The organism is Acinetobacter sp. ESBL14 (assembly GCF_036668815.1).
Classification (GTDB): domain Bacteria; phylum Pseudomonadota; class Gammaproteobacteria; order Pseudomonadales; family Moraxellaceae; genus Acinetobacter; species Acinetobacter gyllenbergii.
Genome location: NZ_JAZEVS010000004.1, coordinates 167920 through 187110, shown reverse-complemented (window position 1 = coordinate 187110; position 19191 = coordinate 167920). Strand labels below are relative to the sequence as shown.

Sequence of the window (19191 nt, the reverse complement as noted above, 5' to 3'; positions counted from 1 at the left end):
GATGGGCTTTAAACTTAAAAAAAAGAACGGCAATGGCGATAGTGCAGGGCTGAAAAAGGGTGGGGCGTTCTTAGACAATATTCGAACGCAACTTGACCAGTTTTCGCGCTTATTCGGTGAAACTGAGAAATCAAAACCGATTATCTATCGTGCTTTAATTGCTTTGGCCCTTGCAGCGATCCTCTTGATTTACTTATTCGTGAGCGTTCCGCGTTCAAACCAGTTGACCCGTAGTTTGGGTGAATTGCGTTTGTTATCGCAAACCATTTCACGTCAAGCAACTGAAGCAACTGCATCTGGTACGCCAGAAGCCATGAAAAAATTGGTCGAGTCAGAGAAGCAGTTTGCTGAAAACCTAGACACTGTTGAAAGTGTTTATGGTAAAGGTTCTGATGAGTACAAGAAAGTCAGTGGTCTTTGGGACACTGTTGCCAAGAATATTGATCTGATTGCATCGCAACAAAAAGTCATTAACCAGCTTTACGACACCAACATCTCGATCAGTGAAACGATTCCTGAGATTCAGGCGGAATATAACCTGATGGTCGACCAAATGGTGCGTGAAAATATGCCGAGTAGTCAGGTAATTATCACCAAAAACCAAGTGTTCATTGCAGAACGTATTTTACGTTCGATCAACTCGGTACTGGTCGGCACAGACAACTCAAGCGTTTCTGCAAATGACTTTGGTGCGGATATTGATACTTTTGGTGTTTATCTGAATGCACAATTGAATGGTAGTTCAGAACTCGGTGTAGACCGCATTAGTTCAGCAGCATTGCGTGAATCTGTAGACAGCATTAAGTCAGATTATGATGCTGTATTGAAATCAGCAGCAGCAACCGTATTGCAAAACGCCAACCAGATTGTTCGTGTACGTCAAGCATCCTCGCAGATTTTCTCGCAGTCTGATGCGCTGTTGACTTCACTCAATGATTTATCAAATAAAGCCGAAGGTGGTTGGGATAACGTTGTTGCAGGTATTTTCTTAATCCTCTCTTTAGCGGCTCTGGTGTTTTTTGTATTACAACTCTTAATGTTACGTAGTAATACCGATAAAGAACGTGTAACGCGTCTACAAGACGAATATGACCGTAACCAAAACGCGATTTTACGTTTACTGGATGAGATTGCCGACTTGGCGGACGGTGACTTGCGTTCGTATGCAACAGTATCTGAAGACTTTACGGGGGCGATTGCCGACTCGATTAACTTCGCGATTGATCAGTTACGTGACCTTGTTTCTCGTATTACCGACACTTCGCAAGAGGTTGCACGTTATACCCAAGATACTCAGAGTATTACCAACCAGTTAGCAGAAGCATCTGAACATCAGGCACAAGAAATTGCAGGTGCATCAGCGGCGATGAACGAAATGGCGTTGTCGATTGACCAAGTATCTGCCAACGCATCTGAATCTGCTGACGTAGCACAACGTTCGGTACAAATTGCAACCAATGGTGCGCAAGTGGTAAACCGTTCGATTGAAGGGATGGATCACATTCGTGAACAGATCCAAGAGACCTCAAAACGTATTAAACGTTTGGGTGAATCTTCGCAAGAGATTGGTAACATCGTCTCGTTGATTAACGATATTGCCGACCAAACCAACATCTTGGCATTAAACGCAGCGATCCAAGCATCGATGGCGGGTGAAGCAGGTCGTGGTTTCGCGGTTGTAGCCGATGAAGTCCAACGTCTTGCGGAACGTTCTGCATCAGCAACCAAGCAGATTGAAAGCTTGGTAAAAACCATTCAGACCGATACCAACGAAGCGGTCATTTCGATGGAACAAACCACGTCCGAGGTTGTTCGTGGTGCGAACTTGGCGAAGGATGCGGGGATTGCACTGGATGAGATTCAAACCGTATCGGGTGACTTGGCAAAACTGATTGCGAGCATTTCTGATGCAGCAAAACTGCAGTCTGCATCTGCCAGTCATATTGCAACCACGATGAATGTTGTACAGGAAATTACTTCACAAACCACAACTGCAACGTTTGATACAGCACGCTCAGTATCTGAGTTGGCAAACATGGCTGAATCATTACGTGAATCGGTAACGGACTTTAAGTTACCTGATTAAACCGAATTGGAAAGGCAGATGGGGGTGTCTGTCTTTCCATTTTTAGAGATGTTGGATATCTCAACAAGGTGATGGCGAAATGTAACTACATCTTGTGTGATAGATAGACGTAATTTTTACCCACATTGGTGGATAAAAACGAAAGAAGCAGCTATGAAACAAATATTAAAAACGTTAGTTGAAACGATGACGCTTCCTGAAGACAGTTATCTTGAACAAGATGCAGAGATTCTTGAGATTTTTATTGAAGAATTAGATGAAATCTTTGTTGAGTTAGAACCATTACTCGTTCAATGGACAGAACAACCACATCAACACAATGTGCTGAGCGATATTCGCCGCCATTTTCATACCTTAAAAGGTTCTGGAAGAATGGTGGGTGCTAAGTCATCAGGTGAGTTGGCATGGACGGTTGAAGATACTTTAAATCGTGTGATCGCTGGAACGATCGTGCTCAATAGCGATATTCAACGCTATGTCCAAACAGTATTTAATCTTTATCGCTTTAAGCTTATACATGATTTTAAAGCAGTTCGAAGTCATCTCATTGATTTCAGACCATTGGTTTTATTGGGACAACAATTACAACAGCAGCAAAGTCCTGAACCTGCTTTGGCGGAGCTTCTGAATCTAGCCACCAACCTGAATCAAGCGCAGGGGGCGACAGGTCTTGAACTTGTTGTAGAGACTACGCTACTTGAGCAAGAACAGCTTGAGCCTGCTACCGAACTTGAATGGGCGGCACCATTTGAAGATGAGGCACTTGCTAAAGAAACGTTGGCCATCTTCTTGGAAGAAGCGGAAGAGCATCTTGCAACGATTGATCAGTTCTTAAAGAATGATCGCCCAAGTAATGATCACTACAATACGCTCATTCGTGCCTTACATACCTTGCGTGGTAGCTCGGCGATGGCGCATGTCGATCATGTGTTTGAGGCCAGTGCTAAAGTTGAAAATCTGTTTAAAACATTATTACAAGAAGAGCTGGACTCAAGCTCGGATGAAACAGCTTTACTGACGCATTATGCGCAATTTGTACGTGATTATTTGCATACCTTGAAGCAACAAGCGCCACAGCAACAGTTTGACGAAATTTATCAAACCTTCAATGTTGCTTGGGATAGCTATGACTTCCAACTTGAAGAAAAGAACGGAACATCTGTGCGGCCGCAAGGCTTGGTTTCTGAATTACTTGAATTGAATATCAATGATCTATTAGACGTTGAGTTTGATTTTGAGAAGCGTGCCCGTCACGAGTTCCCACAATATATTCAGTGCTTGAGTCAGCAAGCAGAAACCTTGTTACAGCATACCCATCACCATGCCACGATCGGGATGTATCAATACACCAGCTTGCTGCGTTCCAGCTATCAGGATTTGATCTATAAGCCAAGTTTACTTAATCTTGATTATGCCTTTGAGCTGTATCATCAGGTTCATCAACAGTTTATTCAACTGTTTGATACTTTGGCGGCGGGACAGCGTGTCACATTGAGTAAAACACATGAACGTGTTTTGAATGAATTAAGTTCGTTTACCCAGCAAAATATTGAGTCTTTGGAACAGGCTGCTGCGGTGGAAACAATGGATGTGCCTGTAGATGCATCTGTTATTGAGCCCGTTAGCGCAGTGAGTCATGCTTCCTCAGATGTGGCGACACAGTTTGCTTTAGATAAACAGCAACTCCAATCAGCAGATGCCAATCGTGATTTTGATCCAGATGTATTGGATATCTTCTTGGAAGAAGCAGATGAGTTACTCGGTGGTATTGATAGCGATCTAAATACATGGGCAGCGGATCATCAAAACCTCAATGCCTTAAAGAATTTGATGCGTTATTTGCACACCTTAAAAGGTGGTTCAAATATGATTCAAGCGCGTCATATCGGTTTGATTGCGCATGAATTAGAAACAATTTATGAAAAGCTGATCAATCAACAGATTCAGGCAACGCCACAATTGATTGCGACGATTCGTTCAGTGCAAGATGATATCGCCGATCGTATCCAGATCATTCGTGATCAACAGGTAGATTATCCAGCGACGCACACGTTGATTGTACTTGCTGATTTATCTAAAACAGCACCCGTTGCTGATCAGGTTGGAATTGAAGCTGTATCAACAGTGGAACAAGATCAATCAATCGTGAGTGAAGCAGATGCCGAGCCAGTCGAAACATTGACGACAGCCACTTCTGTTCAAACTGAGTCTACTGCGATTGATGTCACTGCTTTTGCGGCACAGCTTGCCTTGGATAAGCAACAGCTCCAGTCAGCAGATGCCAACCGCGACTTTGATCCAGACCTACTGGATATCTTCTTAGAAGAAGCAGATGAGTTACTCGGTGGTATTGATAGCGATCTAAATACATGGGCTGCGGACCATCAAAACGTTAATGCCTTAAAGAATTTGATGCGTTATTTGCACACCTTAAAAGGTGGTTCAAATATGATTCAAGCGCGTCATATTGGTTTGATCGCGCATGAATTAGAAACCATTTATGAAAAGCTAATTAACCAACAGATTCAAGCGACGCCACAACTCATCGCGATTATTCGTTTGGTACAGGATGATATTGCAGATCGTATTCAAACCATTCGCGATCAGCAAACAGATTATCCATCGACGCATGTGGTGCAGTTATTACAACAGGCAGATCAATCAATTGAGTCTGTTGCTGTAGAGCCAGTGCCTGAGACAGCACAAGAATTTGACGCAGTTGAAGCGATTCAGGTGGAACAGCCTGCGTTGGACAACGTTGAAGCCGTAGTTGCTGAACAAACGATTGAGCTTGAGTCTTCACCTGTTGAGGCAGAAGTGCTTGAGGAGATTTCCGCAGCACAATTGGTAGAAACCGTTGCTGATACGACAGATGATGATGTTCGTAATCTAGTTGAACAGACTTTCCTTGAAGAAGCAGAAGAATTGCTTGAGCAAGCACAAAGTTTATTGAAGCAATGGTTCGATCAACGGGGTAACCGTAGTTTGCTATTACAGTTACAGCGTAATGCCCACAGTCTGAAAGGTGGTGCACGCATGGCAGAAATGGATGCCATTGCGATTATTGCCTATCATTTAGAGAATGCTTTTGAGCAATTCGGTGTACATCACTTCAGTTCGAATGTGTATGACAATTTACTCAATACAGCATTCGCATGGTTGCATGATGCGATCTTTAAGCGCCAATATGCCAATTTTGACGGCTTAAAACAAAGTTTGGAGAAGATGGAGTTTGTCGACGTTTCGGCACAACTTCCACAGAAACTCTCTGCTAAGGACATCTTTACGCCTGAATATACGATGGAGTTTGTTCAGGGGGATGGTACTGAGCCGCCGTCAATGTTGGGTGAGTGGGAAACCGCTGAACGTATTGAACAGAATAATGAAATGATCCGTGTTTCTGCTGACGTCATTGAGAAAATGATTGATTTGTCAGGGGAGAATGCGATCAACCGTTCACGTATCGAGATGGACTTAGGTCAATTGGGCGGTACCTTGACGGAAATGGAACTGGCGATCAAGCGTTTGGCGGATCAGTTACGCCGAATGGAAGGTGAGTTGGAAAGTCAGATCATTGCACGACATGGCGGTGAAAATTCGCGTTATGCCGACTTTGACCCACTGGAAATGGACCAATATTCATCGTTGAACCAATTGTCCAAGTCTTTAGCTGAGTCAGCATCGGATTTGGTTGACTTCAAAACTACGCTGTCTGAAAAGATTCGTGATACCGAAGGTTTGCTGTTACAACAGTCTCGTATTCAAGCTGAAATTCAAGAAAGCTTGATGCGTACTCGCTTGGTCCCATTCTCTCGTCTATTGCCGCGTTTACAACGTATTGTGCGTCAAACAGCATCGACCTTAAACCGCCCAACAGAACTGGTGGTGAATAATACCGAAGGTGAATTAGACCGCAGCATTCTTGAACGTTTGGTTGCGCCGTTTGAACATATGTTACGTAATGCGATTGACCACGGCATTGAAGACCGCGAACAGCGTTTACAAGCGCAAAAGCCAGAGACGGGTCATATTGTGCTGAACATTGGCCGTCAAGGCACAGATGTTGTGGTGACCTTTAGTGATGATGGTAAAGGCATTGATGTTAAGCGCATCAAGGATAAAGCGTTACAAACAGGTCTGATGACCAAAGATCAGAAACTTGATCAGGAAGAAATTCTGCAATTTATCTTCCATCCAGGCTTTAGTACCGCGGCTCAAGTCACTCAAATTTCTGGACGTGGTGTAGGTCTCGACGTAGTACAAAGTGATATTAAAGCCTTAGGTGGTCACGTCAGTGTCGATTCAAGCTTAGGTAAGGGCACAACCTTTACCATTCGCGTACCGACCACGGTGGCAGTGAGTGATGCCTTGATGGTAAAAGCTGGCGATCAACAGTTCGCCTTCCCATTGGCGCAGATCGACCGTATTGTACGTATCTCACCTGTGGCTTTAGAACAGTACTTTGAAAGCCAAGAAGATTACTTCAGTATTGATCAAGAACGTTATCGTTTACGCTACTTGTCTGAGTTCGTGGCTGGGCAGCCAATTCCACGTTTAAGCGGCGTGGTACATTCCCTACCTGTGCTATTGATTAAAGGGGCTCAAGGTCAGACCACGGCATTATTGGTTGATCAGTTGATTGGTTCGCGTGGACAGATTGTGGTCAAACCCGTGGGGCAACAGTTCTCAAGTATTGGTGTGATCGCAGGTGCAACGATTCTTGGTGATGGTCAAGTGTGTTTGATCTTGGATGGTCAAAACATTGCTCGACAAGCGCAGTCAACAGCACGCAGTAAGCAGGCCGATGAGATTTATACCAAGCAACGTTATGATGAACGTCGCTTGATTATGATTGTCGATGACTCAGTGACAGTACGTAAGGTGACCTCACGTCTATTAGAACGTCAAGGCTATGATGTTGTGACCGCTAAAGATGGTGTGGATGCAATTGAACAGCTTGAAACTGTGAAGCCAGACTTAATGTTGCTGGATATCGAGATGCCACGTATGGATGGTTTTGAAGTGTCTAACCTAGTACGACATCATGAAATTCATCGTGACTTGCCAATTATCATGATTACATCACGTACCGGTGAGAAGCATCGTGAACGTGCATTATCGTTGGGTGTAAACCAGTATATGGGTAAACCATTCCAAGAAGAGGCGCTCTTGGAAAATATTGAAAGCTTACTTGCGGTGCGCTAAGAGGTGAAAATTAATGGCTAAGAAAAGCGCAAACTCCACACTGGGCCAGATTGACCAGCAAGAGTTACAACATTTAATTACGGTCTCAACGGGATTTATTGATGCATATATTATTCAGTGCCATCAAAAAGTACCGATGCTGTTACCCCAAAATATTGTGTTATCAGCAATGGATACCCAAACCAATGTTGATCATATTGAATGGCATGATCTAAAACTTCCTGTCTACGCTGTGAATGATCCAAAGCAGAAACACGGTGTTGCATTGGTGATTGAAGGCGATGACGTTTCTGAACGATTTGCACTGGTCTGCAATGAAATGCCTGAGTCGATTCGTGTGCGTATTTCTGAAATTGTGGATGAAGAGCGTGAAACCGATGATGATAAGGTGTTTAAATATGTGAAGATGGGAGAGCATGAATTCTATGTTCCCCATCTGCAAAATATACAGACCCAGCTTGGGCTATAATAAAAAAGGAACTCATTTGAGTTCCTTTTTTTGTAGCTGTCTTTTTATTTTAAGCAAGCAGCTCGATTAAGATTTGCTCATAAATTTCAGCCAATGGTTCAAGCTCGGCAACATTGACGTGTTCATTAATCTGATGAATGGTGGCATTCAACACACCGAGTTCAAGCACTTGAGCGCCTGTTGGTGCAATGAAGCGACCATCCGAAGTACCTCCACTGGTTGAAAGCACGGTATCGATGCCCGTGACATTCTTAATCGCGGTTTTTGCAGCATTGACTAACTCACCGACAGGCGTCAGGAATGGCAAACCAGATAAAGTCCATTGGATGTCGTAATTGAGTTTATGTTGATCTAAAGTCTCAAGTACGCGTTGTTTCAAGATATCGGCAGTGACTTCAGTCGAATAACGGAAATTAAAGGTCACTTTTAATGTGCCTGGAATGACGTTGGTTGCGCCAGTACCTGCTTGGATATTTGAAATCTGGAATGAGGTTGCAGGGAAATATTCATTACCATTGTCCCAAACGGTTTCGCAGAGCTCATTCAGTGCTTTAGAGGCCGTATGAATCGGGTTTTCTGCCAGATGTGGATATGCCACATGGCCTTGTTTACCATATACAGTTAAGACTGCATTCAAAGAACCACGACGGCCATTCTTGACGATATCCCCCAATTGATGGGTACTAGATGGTTCACCGACCAAGCACCATGTCATTTTTTCATTACGTGCTTCTAATGTTTCAACAACTTTTACGGTACCGTTGATGGATGGGCCTTCCTCGTCAGAAGTAATCAAGAAGGCGATTGAGCCTTTATGGTCTGGATGTTTAGCAACAAAACGTTCAGAGGCAACCACCATCGCAGCCAAAGCTGTTTTCATATCGGCAGAACCACGACCATATAATTTACCATCACGGATACTTGGTAAAAATGGATCCGAATTCCAGTCGTCTAAGTGACCTGTAGGGACTACATCGGTATGGCCTGCAAAACAAAATACAGGATTTTCTGTGCCACGACGTGCCCATAAATTATCAACATCTTCAAAACGCATGTTTTCGATATTAAAGCCAATCTTTGCCAAACGTTCAGCCATGATATTTTGACAATCATGGTCAATAGGCGTTACAGAGGGTTGACGTAGGAGTTGTAAACTGAGTTCGAGCGTATCGGAATGGTTCATGCGGGATGTAGCTAAATCTGGTGAAATATGAACCGATATAATAGGGGAATATGCTAAAGAAAGGTATGTAAAAATAAACCTTATCTAGGTTTAGATAAGGTTTTACTAAGCTGCTTTCAAGGATTACATTTTATCTTGTGTTTTTTCAGCAGTTTGAGTGACTTTGTCACCTGCCTTAGACACATCTTTACCAATACCCTTGAATGTATTACAACCAGTTAAAACAAAAGCAGTCATGATTGAAGCAACTAAGATTTTTTTCATCATCTTCTCCGTTTGAATGTAATTATGATGTACTTAAGAGGCTAAAAAATTTACCAGAAAATGAACATAAGTGTTTGATGGTAGAAGTGTTATGAAATGTTATCTTATTGGGCAGTTACTTTGTTAAGCTACACTAAATAATAACGAGGGCTGACGAAACATATAAAAGTTTGGTTCAGCTGTTGCTTGATGATACAGACCATTGCTCCACCAGACTGCGGTTTGTGATGAGGGCTTTAGATCAGGGCAGAGCCATTCATGTCGTTGTAGGCGGTAATAAGGCGTTTGTGGGATGTGCGTACCCCAATGCCCTAAACGTCGTGATGCATTGATCCAAGATGGTAAATTTAAGTTATTTTGCTCTTGGGGTAGATAGAGTTGGCCTTTCATCACTGCAAACTTTCTTTGAATTTGATGGTGATTGGCTTCTGAAAACTGAAATTGCCGTTCAGTAAAATGTTTTAACTTTCGCTGTAAAGTATCTTCTCTGTTTAGGCCATACCATTGCGCTAAATCTAATTGTCCTTCGCCTAGATAATATTTTAAGGCGACTTCCCAATGTTCAACTTCTGCGGTCTGCTGATTAAATATCACGAAGTCGAGTTCACCCAAAGTGATTGCACCCGCAATTTTTTGAATACTGTGTCCTAGCAACTGATAGGGATGATAATCATCATCCAATAACCAAAACCAGAGCAAATTTTCAAAACGTAGACCAAGTCGGGTACTTTTGAGTTGTGCCAGAAAATCAATCAGTGGCTGGGGCTGTTGATCGAGCTGCTTTAAACGCGGTTCATAGTTTTGATAATGAGTGTGCCAAATCGAATCGTGATGAAGCTCAAAATGATGTTTTACATGAAGCTCATTAGGAATTTCAGCCAATATATTAGGGCTGGCAATACAAAATGCTAAATGTCGTACGATTGGGTTGTTAAACTGTAACCACGGTTCAAAATAACTGGAAGTGGTAATCAGGTTAGGCATGAATTAACTCAATCATTGAAATAATAAGTGAAGTTGAAGAAAGAACGATAAAAACACTTTATACTAGCACGGTTGTAAATCGGTGTTGGTTAATTGCTCAATGAAAACATTATTCTGGCGTAGTTTGGTCGTGATTTTTATTACGTTAGGAATCATTGGAGCAATTTTACCGGGGATGCCAACCACCGTATTTCTGATTCTTGCGGCATGGGCAGCTTCCAAAGGCTGGCCTGAAATGGATGCATGGCTGTTGAATCATCCTAAATATGGACCGACCTTACGCAATTGGCGTGAGCATGGCACTGTTCCCCGTAAGGCAAAATGGATTGCCAGTATCATGATGCTGATCAGTGGTATTTTGATGCTATTTACCAATGCGCCATTTTGGGTAAAAGTTTTTACCGATGTCACGATGTTTATCGTGGCTGTGTGGTTGTGGTTACGCCCCGAGCCTGAGCAGCGTTAAGAAAAGCAACGCTTTTTAGCTGCGCAAGACGAGAACTATGTTCGAGTGGCGAGTTTAAGCAAAGCAACGCTCTTGCGAAATGTATTTCTCATGCGCAAGACGAGAACTATGTTCGAGTGGCGAGTTAAGAAAAGCAACGCTCTTGCGGAATAATTCCTCATACGCAAGACCTTGCGCCAAATATGGCTCATATGCTGCGAGTGGCGAGGATAAACAAACTTAAAGCAACGCTTAAGGCTTTGTCCTGAGGAGTGATTAAAGCTCCGCAACAAGAAGACTATGCCTAAATGCAAGAGATGAAATAAAGCTGGCTATTCAAAAGTAATAAAATAATTATGCTTTTCGACTTATATTTAAAACATGCCAATTATGAAAACTACTGAAAAGCACAAGAAAAAGCTGACAGTCTATGTTGAAATAAAATTGTTCTATCAGTTTTCGAGATAAAAATGAGCTATACCCTAGATCAGGCAGACATCATCATTGACTTGGCACAACAAACCTTACATTTGCCAAAACATAATAAATTCTATGTGATCTCTTCGGGTAAAAACGGTATTGGTGAACAAGAGAATAGTGGTAAAACGCCACGAGGCTGGCATCAGATCGCACAAAAGATCGGTGGGGATGCGCCTAAAAATGCGGTATTTATTGCTCGCCAACCGACTGGTGAGGTGTATGACCAACAACTAGCCCAGCAATTTCCGCAACGCGATTGGATCTTGTCACGAATCTTATGGTTGGATGGTTTAGAAGAAGGCTTTAACCATGGGGAAGGGCAGGATACCTTTAAGCGTTATATCTATATTCATGGTACACCTGACACCGAACCGATGGGCATTCCGATGTCGCATGGTTGTATTCGAATGAATAATGATGAAATCCTAGAACTATTTGAACTGGTTTCTGAACACGCCTTGGTATATATATCGGAACATGCCATTAAAAATGATGCATGAAAATCGCAATAAGTGCTTAAATAAAATACGAAAATATCGGTTTTTGCATGGAATGACTTATTTTTTAATCATTCGTGCTGTTTTTTCGGAAAAGAATGGCAAAAGCGTTTGACAGGCTGTAAAGATTCTCTATAATGCACCTCACAAACGATGAAGACGTTAAGGGCGCTTAGCTCAGTTGGTAGAGCGTCTGCCTTACAAGCAGAATGTCGGCGGTTCGATCCCGTCAGCGCCCACCAAGCTCTTTACGTTAAGACTCAAGTGCAGCGGTAGTTCAGTTGGTTAGAATACCGGCCTGTCACGCCGGGGGTCGCGGGTTCGAGCCCCGTCCGCTGCGCCACTTAAGTTTTAATCGTCGTTTGCTATGATTGCAAAATTATCGTGCAGCGGTAGTTCAGTTGGTTAGAATATCGGCCTGTCACGCCGAGGGTCGCGGGTTCGAGCCCCGTCCGCTGCGCCACTTTAAGATTGCAAGATTAGATAGAGTTGAGTACATTAGAATTTATGTCTTTTATATTCAAACAAATTTTTAAAGCGATGCTTTAGATTTGTTACCTCGCTCAGGGCGCTTAGCTCAGTTGGTAGAGCGTCTGCCTTACAAGCAGAATGTCGGCGGTTCGATCCCGTCAGCGCCCACCATAATTAGTGACATCTACTTCTCTATAGAAGTATACAGTGCAGCGGTAGTTCAGTTGGTTAGAATATCGGCCTGTCACGCCGAGGGTCGCGGGTTCGAGCCCCGTCCGCTGCGCCATTTTCTTGATTCCCTGTTCAAGAAAATGAAAATGTAAGACACTACGCACTCCGTTTGTCTTGCGTCATAAAAATTGATAGTCAATCAATTTTTATTCCTCAGGGCGCTTAGCTCAGTTGGTAGAGCGTCTGCCTTACAAGCAGAATGTCGGCGGTTCGATCCCGTCAGCGCCCACCATATTTCTCACTATATCTCATACATTGTAATCCCAATAAAGTTATTTTATGATTAGCATCAATAATGATTCTAATATGAAGTACTTTATGAGAAACCCTTATCAACGCAAGGCTGCGTCGAAATCTCAAAATACACCTGCCAATTCTTCACTCAAAGATGCATATCGTCAGTTTATCCAAAATATTATTATGCAACGTCAGGTGATCGCACTTTATCACGACGGCTGGGCATTATGCTCAACACCCTCTGGACAGCATGCGTTATCGGTTTGGCAAAATAAAAGTTTGGCAAAACTATTAATTAAAGACAATTGGGCGCAATACGAAATTCAGGAAATAACTTTGCTGGCCTTTATTGAAAAAATGATTCCATTTTTAAAAGAAAACAATACCATCTTATCTTTGGATTTAACTCCAGAAGGCAATAACCTGTTGGTTTCTCCAGATGCTTTATTATTGGATATCAAGAATTTTTTATATCAAATCTATTTACAGCGTCCTGATGTGTTTGCTGAGTTAAAACTTCCGCTACCACGCGATATTCGTTTGCATAACTCAGCTTCATCCTCGTATTGAAGGAGGAGACCCTCAATCAATATTCATTTAAGATCCAACCACTGGCATAGGCAAAATATTCTCTTAGCCATGCATTGTAGCGTGTCGCAAGAGGTGTGGTTGCGCCAAGTAGGGTGATATTGCTGTAGCCCTGTTTCTTAGCAATCGCGGCAGCACGCAAGGTATGAAAATCACTGGTCACAATTGCAATCGGTTGCTGGATGCTAATTTGTTGTGTCTGCAAGAGTTGTTGGCTATTTTTAAGATTTAGCTCGGTACTGGTGCTTTTATCTTCCAAGATGATTTGTGAGGTTGGGATTTGATAGTGCTGCTGTACATAACGTGACATCACCATTGCTTCACTATCACGCTCACCAAAATCAATCCCTCCTGTCATGACCAATTTGGCTTGTGGTTGAGCCAAAGCAATCGGGGCAGCGCGATCTAGGCGTTTAGCCAATGTGGCAGAAGGTTGGCCATTTTCAACGCCGCTACCTAATACAATAATCGCTTTGACGGGGGGAACATGTTGGGTTTTGGCATTATTGTCTGAAAGATAATCAAAGAAATAGCCTAAGCTCACTAACCAGATCCAGAAACATAGCCAACCAAAGCGCCAAATCGAATGCAGGCGGAAATGATAGAAGAAGAAACGTTCAATATGATAATAGAAATAAGCATAAAGACAGAAAAATAGCCCAAGGAGGAGAGGGAGTACTGTTCCGATGTGAATCTTTTTAAAGGCGATCAGAATTGCGCCATCTAAAAAAAGAATTGAACCGATAAGGGCGAAAACAATACGAACCCATGAACTTATTTGCATAATCTTAATTGTGTCGATTTGAACCGTGCTAAGTGTATGCAAAATTCTGAGAAAGGCAAATTCTCTTATGCGCTGATGAAAAAAAACGAGTGGCTGGCACTCGTTTTTTAGATCGGAAAAAGATTAATAAACGTCTCGACGATAACGCCCAGCCTGTCTTAATGCATCTAGTTTTTCTTCACTGAGAATATCTGTCAAAGCTTGATCAACACCTGAGGCCATGCCTTCAATGCTACCACAGACATAAATCACAGCCCCTTGCTCAATCCACTTGATCAGTTCATCAGCATTGTTGCGTAATACATCCTGAACGTAGACGCGCTGCTCTTGATCGCGAGAAAAAGCCAAATCAAGACGTTGTAGTGTCCCCATGTTTAACCAAGCTTGAATGGTTTCTTGGTAGAAGAAATCATGTTCGCGTTGGCGCTCACCAAAGATCAGCCAGTTTGCCGTGTAATTTTGTCGATTACGCTGTTGTAACAGGCTCATCAAACCAGCAATACCTGTACCATTACCAATACAAATAATCGGGCGGTTATCGTCAATTAAATGGAAGGATTCATTGGTCCGAATACGTAAAGCAACCGTTTGCTTAAGCTCTGCAAATTCGGTTAACCAACCAGAACCAAGGCCGAGTTGATCATTTTCATCGCGTTTTTGACGAACCACTAGTCGCAGTATTTGTTGCGATGGAATGCTGGCAATCGAATATTCACGCGTAGGTAAAGTCGGCAACTGTTCCAGTAAATCTTCAAGCGAACTGAAAGGCTTGATTTCAACCCGCAAATTTTTATCCCAAAGTGCTTGTTCAATATTTTGGTTCAATGATTTAACGATACTGTGGGCTGGGGTTTGGTACTTGATCAAGAAGTTTTGAATTTCAGCTAGGCTATTGGCTGGTTGAATTTCTGCAATATCTCCCGCATGCCATGTCATATCAGAAGCCGAACGCAGTTCGATATTGTAGGCTGCTTGCCCGAGGCTATCTGGATTGAGCAGGGAGCGTTCGCTTAAGGTCCATTGATCAAATACTTTCTCAATATTCATGGCATGTAGCTCATGCTGAGTCACCGCAGATAGACCTTGATTCCAACGCTGAATATCGTTGGCATTGGCATTATCCACTTCGATCAAATCGAACAATGGTTGTGCTTTGCATTGTTTTAACCATGCATCGACTGCATAGCCGAAGCTGCAATAACTATCAGAGTATTCTTTTGAACCGAGCGCGAGTACAGCATAGTGCATTTGGCTAAGATCAAGCTTTTGTTGCATCAGTTTCTTGCTAAAACTTGCAGCGAGATCGGGTGCCTCACCTGTGCCATAGGTACTGATCACAAATAAAACTTGCTCCGCCTGCAATAGGTCTTGCTCAGTCAATTGCTGGATCGGTTTAACCGTCGTTGGCTGTTGCGCTTCCTGCAAGCTGGTCGCAGTACGCCATGCCAGTTGTTCAGCCACACCTGTTTGCGTCGCATAAGTGATCAGCCAAGGCTTAGCATTTGGATCAATCTGCTGTGCGCTAAGTGACTGACGTGCAGCTTGAGTCAGCTTTTTCTGTTTGCGACGTTTTAGATACAGCATCCAGCCCGTTACAAAGAATAGTGGCATTGCCAATGAAGCCAGCATGGCAATAAATTGATAGGTCGAACCAAAAAAGCTGCCGCGATGCACAGGCAACATGCTGCTCATGATTTTTTCGTTGAGCTTCTTGTCTTCATACAATTCAAATTTTTCGAATTTATTGTCTTGATAATTATAGACTGCTTGGTTACGCGCACGTTCATGTTGAGGAATGGCATCGACAAACGAGAGTTCAATTTTTGCATCCGCATTTTTTGGAATATTCAAGGTTAAGCTTGAGTATTCACGCCCAATCTGCGCATTTACCCCAGTCCATGTCTGCGTCAGGATGCTGTTAAGCTGTGCTTTTTCCAGCTCAGGCTGTTTATTTTTGCCACGTTCATTGTTTTGTTGATTACGTTGTGGTTGTTCAACGCCCATGACTTTGAACATGCCAGCACGCCACCAGTCATAAGACCAATATAAGCCAGTGCAAGCAAACAGTAGATAGAACACCACCACCCAGGTTCCAACCACTGCATGTAGATCCCAAATAAAATTACGACCTTTCAGTTTTGGCTTAATAAATAACCATTGTTTGATGCTATGTTTCTTTGGAAAGCGCAGATAGATGCCACTCAATACAAAGAAAATCAACATCAGCGTAGATGCGCCAGTAATCTGTGCCCCAAATTCTCCCGCGGTTAAATTACGGTGCAACCGCTGAATAAATTGCAGCGTGTCACGACCTTTAATATCAGGTAGGACCTCAGCGGTATAAGGATTCACCATCATATTATAGCCACGACGTGCACCTTCTTTTTTGATATTGACGGTCGAAGATGCAGTTGGGTCAGAAGCAATGGTAATGCTGTTAATTTCAATCTCGGGTTGCTGCTGATTGAAATGTTGATACAGCTGAGCAGGCGTGAGTTTTGGGGTTTGAGCAACCTCAACAACATAGCTGTCTTGGTTGATCCATTTTAGAATCTGTGGTTCGTATGAGTAGATTGCACCTGTTACCCCCATCAAAGAGAGAATAAGCCCCGCGGTAATCCCTAAAAACCAATGAATTTGGAAGAATGCTTTTTTAAACATGGTCAAAAAATGGAAAGATAATGAAGTTCATGTAAGAAATTATAACCTAAGAATAAGTACATAATATGGATTTTGTAGGTAATGTTGATTTTGATTCTCATTTCTTTCAGTGCAATCTGAATTTTCTTTAAAGCTGTAGAGGTTTACTTAATTTTACTAATAAAACGGACTGGTCTGTATACAGGTGGCTTTTATTGTTTATAATTTAGTTAAATTAAAAACAATGATAAGGATATCTATATGGCTCTGGCTATAATTGTGCAAGGTTGCAAAACTGATCATGGTGGTGTGGTTATACAAGGACACCCAAGTATTTCAATTAATGGTATCGGCATGGCGGGCAAAGGCTATATGGTCGCTTGCCCTAAATGTAAAGGTGTTTTCCCGATTACCCAAGGTGAAAATAGTTTTATATTGCCCGATGGGCGGGCTGTTGCTCTAGCCAATATGAAAACAGCATGTGGTGCAAGCTTGTTGCCCAGCCAATATTTGGTGATAGTTGACCCAAGTTCTCCATTTTCTTCTTACCTGATAGGAAATCCGAACGATGAAGATGCAGAGACGGTCGCTGCGCCTGAGCACCAAAACTATAGTGGCCGATTTCAAATCGTCGATCAAAAGACAGGTGAGCCAATTGCGCATCGGCGTGTCAGAGTTACGACAGAGGATGGCACAAGCACGATTTATGCAAGTGATGAAAATGGGTTTACTGACTGGATTTATACACCGTCTGAGGCAAAAATCTATCTGGATTTAGTCGGTGAGTTAAATTATGGCTAAGGGCGGAAAACCACTTGGAACACTCACCACGACGCAGTTAGAACCCATCAAAGTCATTGCGCTTGATCAAGGGGCTTTAACGCCACAAGATAAAGAAGTGTTATGTAAGGCGATTTGTTATTGTGGTCTGAGACCAAATAAAGGGAAGACTGGGCAAAATCTGCATCAGTCCTGTGTCTCGGAACGCTTGCGTGAATTGGATAAATTTATGAGGCATCAAAGTCCTTATAAACCCGAGGTGACCTACGATATGACAACCTCTCCACCTGAGCCAATCATGAGTAAGCGTCTGCTGACAAAAGTTCATGAATATGTGCCTGCTTGGATTCGTAAATATTGGGAGAAAGAAAAAGGGTATCCTTATGAAAAAGGACAGAATTTAACTAAACGACCCGATGTGATCATTGTCAAAGATCCAAGCAAGCCACCGACACAGGAGAATATTAAGAATGTGGTGGAAATTAAATTTGGTAATGATGTGTATGGCCGAGATCAAGAAAAAAGCTATACAGAGATTGCTGGGGATGCAAATAAAGTTAAAGTTTTAACGCCAGAAGAGTGCGATTGCGGCAATCTGGAAGAGAGTACTGTAACTGAGCTATCTACGGCTGCGGCTTGGGCTGCTGGAATTGCAGGCGCATTATTATATGTTATCTCTCGTGGGAAAACTCCAGCGCCGAGATTTCCTGTACCTGTTTGGTAGAACAAAGGAAAAAGTATGTATTTAAAAACGCAAGAGGAATATGAGGCTTGGGCAAAAACACAGTCAAAAGGAGCTTTGGGGCATGGCTTATTTGTTGCACCTGCCCCTGAAGATTATGTAGGGGCTAATCTAGCGATTCGTGCGGTACTGTATTTTAAAGAAGGCTATAGCGATGAGATGCGTGAAGCGATTGCACAGTGTTTTGATGATTATCAGACTTATGCCAACGAGCATCTCACTTGGTTGTGGCAAGGTTCGCCACCTAAAGGTGCTGGGGCAGATTGTATTGCCTACAGCAAGTTAAAACCAATCCGTGAAATTTTTAAACTCTATAGCCCAATGACACCGATTAGCTTTTTATATACCAGTGGTAAAGAAAAATTTGAGACAGGGGCTTGGGAGTTTAATATTGGTGGAATTAGCCGTTGGCAATTTGCAAAGGGAACACAACAAAGCACTCTAACCTTTGCCATGCCGATTGAATGGGTAGAAGAGCACAGTAAGGCATTTATTGAACTGTTTTTGAATTGTGCTCGCCGTTTAAAAGCACATCATGGTTATGCTGGTTATGCCTGTTTAATCTCAGAAATTCGCAGTGATAAAAATGAACCAACAGAAGCTTTCTTTTCAAGAAAAATGTGGGCAATGGATATTGGTAACCCTTATCTAGAATCAGATAATTTAATTCATGGCATTAAAACTGTAAATTGGTTAACTGCGATTAACACGGAATGGTTTAATCAAATTCGTGAAGAAAAAGCACTAAATATTGAATTACCGATGAGTTGGTTTATCGGTTATGACTATGGCGCAGGCGTAGTGATTCAAGCAGGAAGATTACCGCTGTCGGGTTCAATTGAAACAGATCCATTACCAGCGCCTTATGTATTAATGAATCGTGTTTTAAAACCGTTACGGGTTGAAAAGATTGGCAGTTTCCATCGCGGTAACTACTCCACTGATGAGATTCCGTTGGTCAAAGGCTATCTTGCGGACAATTGGTTAAAACGTTTTGATATTCCAGAGAGTGACGTACTGGATTATTTTGAAAAATTACAGGCAGAACCTAAACTAAGCTCTAAATATGCATTTTTAGATCGGCGTGTGGATTGGGGATAGGTCT

At 42.6% G+C, this 19191-nt stretch carries 14 protein-coding genes and 6 tRNA genes; 15 read left to right on the top strand and 5 right to left on the bottom strand.

Annotated features, from left to right (window positions below; translation table 11 throughout):
- Position 1 precedes the first annotated feature (1 nt).
- The 3 genes from V6E90_RS14145 (at position 2) to V6E90_RS14135 (ending at position 7760) form a co-directional block, all read left to right on the top strand.
- A complete protein-coding gene (locus V6E90_RS14145) occupies positions 2 to 2086 on the top strand; it encodes a methyl-accepting chemotaxis protein (protein ID WP_016541460.1) in 2085 nt (694 codons plus the stop codon).
- A gap of 153 nt (positions 2087 to 2239) precedes the next feature.
- Positions 2240 to 7291: a hybrid sensor histidine kinase/response regulator gene (locus V6E90_RS14140; RefSeq protein ID WP_332605694.1), complete on the top strand. Its 5052-nt coding sequence runs from the start codon at positions 2240 to 2242 to the stop codon at positions 7289 to 7291.
- 13 nt (positions 7292 to 7304) lie between these two features.
- Positions 7305 to 7760 (top strand): hypothetical protein, encoded by a 456-nt coding sequence (locus tag V6E90_RS14135; RefSeq protein ID WP_065343792.1) that lies wholly within the window; start codon positions 7305 to 7307, stop codon positions 7758 to 7760.
- A 49-nt stretch (positions 7761 to 7809) separates the two neighbouring features.
- Here the strand turns inward: V6E90_RS14135 and dapE are convergent, their stop codons facing one another.
- From dapE to V6E90_RS14120, 3 genes are all read right to left on the bottom strand, one after another.
- Complete coding sequence (gene dapE / locus V6E90_RS14130) at positions 7810 to 8943, bottom strand: succinyl-diaminopimelate desuccinylase (protein WP_065343791.1); 1134 nt, start codon at positions 8941 to 8943, stop codon at positions 7810 to 7812.
- Between the two features lie 123 nt (positions 8944 to 9066).
- The gene (locus V6E90_RS14125) at positions 9067 to 9210 is read right to left on the bottom strand and encodes an entericidin A/B family lipoprotein (protein ID WP_016541456.1); all 144 of its coding nucleotides are present in this window, start codon (positions 9208 to 9210) and stop codon (positions 9067 to 9069) included.
- A gap of 120 nt (positions 9211 to 9330) precedes the next feature.
- Positions 9331 to 10191, bottom strand: coding sequence for a DUF1853 family protein (locus V6E90_RS14120; protein ID WP_065343790.1), 861 nt, complete (start codon positions 10189 to 10191; stop codon positions 9331 to 9333).
- Positions 10192 to 10291: 100 nt separating this feature from the next.
- On the opposite strand from V6E90_RS14120, the gene V6E90_RS14115 reads away from it, so the two are divergent.
- The 9 genes from V6E90_RS14115 to V6E90_RS14075 all read left to right on the top strand — a co-directional run bounded on the left by V6E90_RS14115 (position 10292) and on the right by V6E90_RS14075 (position 13122).
- Positions 10292 to 10657, top strand: a complete 366-nt coding sequence (locus V6E90_RS14115) for a YbaN family protein (RefSeq protein WP_004802942.1) — start codon at positions 10292 to 10294, stop codon at positions 10655 to 10657.
- A 449-nt stretch (positions 10658 to 11106) separates the two neighbouring features.
- Positions 11107 to 11616, top strand: coding sequence for a cell wall-recycling L,D-carboxypeptidase ElsL (elsL, locus tag V6E90_RS14110; RefSeq protein WP_332605690.1), 510 nt, complete (start codon positions 11107 to 11109; stop codon positions 11614 to 11616).
- Between the two features lie 163 nt (positions 11617 to 11779).
- A tRNA-Val gene (locus V6E90_RS14105) sits at positions 11780 to 11855 on the top strand.
- 24 nt (positions 11856 to 11879) lie between these two features.
- Positions 11880 to 11956, top strand: a tRNA-Asp gene (locus V6E90_RS14100).
- 43 nt (positions 11957 to 11999) lie between these two features.
- Positions 12000 to 12076: transfer RNA gene (locus V6E90_RS14095), tRNA-Asp, on the top strand.
- A 103-nt stretch (positions 12077 to 12179) separates the two neighbouring features.
- Positions 12180 to 12255: transfer RNA gene (locus V6E90_RS14090), tRNA-Val, on the top strand.
- 38 nt (positions 12256 to 12293) lie between these two features.
- Positions 12294 to 12370, top strand: a tRNA-Asp gene (locus V6E90_RS14085).
- A 101-nt stretch (positions 12371 to 12471) separates the two neighbouring features.
- Positions 12472 to 12547: transfer RNA gene (locus V6E90_RS14080), tRNA-Val, on the top strand.
- An 86-nt stretch (positions 12548 to 12633) separates the two neighbouring features.
- Complete coding sequence (locus V6E90_RS14075) at positions 12634 to 13122, top strand: DUF2750 domain-containing protein (protein ID WP_065343788.1); 489 nt, start codon at positions 12634 to 12636, stop codon at positions 13120 to 13122.
- A gap of 16 nt (positions 13123 to 13138) precedes the next feature.
- Here V6E90_RS14075 and V6E90_RS14070 read toward each other — a convergent pair whose 3' ends face one another.
- Together V6E90_RS14070 and V6E90_RS14065 are read right to left on the bottom strand one after the other, a co-directional pair.
- Entirely contained in the window at positions 13139 to 13924 is a 786-nt protein-coding gene (locus tag V6E90_RS14070) for a YdcF family protein (RefSeq protein ID WP_332605689.1), read from the bottom strand.
- 123 nt (positions 13925 to 14047) lie between these two features.
- Entirely contained in the window at positions 14048 to 16585 is a 2538-nt protein-coding gene (locus tag V6E90_RS14065; RefSeq protein ID WP_332605688.1) for a sulfite reductase flavoprotein subunit alpha, read from the bottom strand.
- A 240-nt stretch (positions 16586 to 16825) separates the two neighbouring features.
- On the opposite strand from V6E90_RS14065, the gene V6E90_RS14060 reads away from it, so the two are divergent.
- From V6E90_RS14060 to V6E90_RS14050, 3 genes are read left to right on the top strand one after another with little or no spacing between them, the layout of a single operon-like run.
- Positions 16826 to 17365: a PAAR domain-containing protein gene (locus tag V6E90_RS14060; RefSeq protein WP_016541449.1), complete on the top strand. Its 540-nt coding sequence runs from the start codon at positions 16826 to 16828 to the stop codon at positions 17363 to 17365.
- A complete protein-coding gene (locus tag V6E90_RS14055) occupies positions 17358 to 18068 on the top strand; it encodes a VRR-NUC domain-containing protein (protein WP_016541448.1) in 711 nt (236 codons plus the stop codon). Before V6E90_RS14060 ends, V6E90_RS14055 begins: the two co-directional genes overlap by 8 nt.
- Before the next feature lie 15 nt (positions 18069 to 18083).
- Positions 18084 to 19187 carry a type VI immunity family protein gene (locus V6E90_RS14050; protein WP_332605687.1) on the top strand — a complete coding sequence of 368 codons (1104 nt, stop codon included), beginning with the start codon at positions 18084 to 18086 and terminating at the stop codon, positions 19185 to 19187.
- Positions 19188 to 19191: the final 4 nt, after the last annotated feature.

Bases quoted from the DNA above. Each gene is read 5' to 3' on its own strand.
- V6E90_RS14145 (WP_016541460.1), top strand. From the start codon at position 2: ATGGGCTTTAAACTTAAAAAAAAGAACGGCAATGGCGATAGTGCAGGG.
- V6E90_RS14140 (WP_332605694.1), top strand. From the start codon at position 2,240: ATGAAACAAATATTAAAAACGTTAGTTGAAACGATGACGCTTCCTGAA.
- V6E90_RS14135 (WP_065343792.1), top strand. From the start codon at position 7,305: ATGGCTAAGAAAAGCGCAAACTCCACACTGGGCCAGATTGACCAGCAA.
- dapE (WP_065343791.1), bottom strand. From the start codon at position 8,943: ATGAACCATTCCGATACGCTCGAACTCAGTTTACAACTCCTACGTCAA.
- V6E90_RS14125 (WP_016541456.1), bottom strand. From the start codon at position 9,210: ATGATGAAAAAAATCTTAGTTGCTTCAATCATGACTGCTTTTGTTTTA.
- V6E90_RS14120 (WP_065343790.1), bottom strand. From the start codon at position 10,191: ATGCCTAACCTGATTACCACTTCCAGTTATTTTGAACCGTGGTTACAG.
- V6E90_RS14115 (WP_004802942.1), top strand. From the start codon at position 10,292: ATGAAAACATTATTCTGGCGTAGTTTGGTCGTGATTTTTATTACGTTA.
- elsL (WP_332605690.1), top strand. From the start codon at position 11,107: ATGAGCTATACCCTAGATCAGGCAGACATCATCATTGACTTGGCACAA.
- V6E90_RS14075 (WP_065343788.1), top strand. From the start codon at position 12,634: ATGAGAAACCCTTATCAACGCAAGGCTGCGTCGAAATCTCAAAATACA.
- V6E90_RS14070 (WP_332605689.1), bottom strand. From the start codon at position 13,924: ATGCAAATAAGTTCATGGGTTCGTATTGTTTTCGCCCTTATCGGTTCA.
- V6E90_RS14065 (WP_332605688.1), bottom strand. From the start codon at position 16,585: ATGTTTAAAAAAGCATTCTTCCAAATTCATTGGTTTTTAGGGATTACC.
- V6E90_RS14060 (WP_016541449.1), top strand. From the start codon at position 16,826: ATGGCTCTGGCTATAATTGTGCAAGGTTGCAAAACTGATCATGGTGGT.
- V6E90_RS14055 (WP_016541448.1), top strand. From the start codon at position 17,358: ATGGCTAAGGGCGGAAAACCACTTGGAACACTCACCACGACGCAGTTA.
- V6E90_RS14050 (WP_332605687.1), top strand. From the start codon at position 18,084: ATGTATTTAAAAACGCAAGAGGAATATGAGGCTTGGGCAAAAACACAG.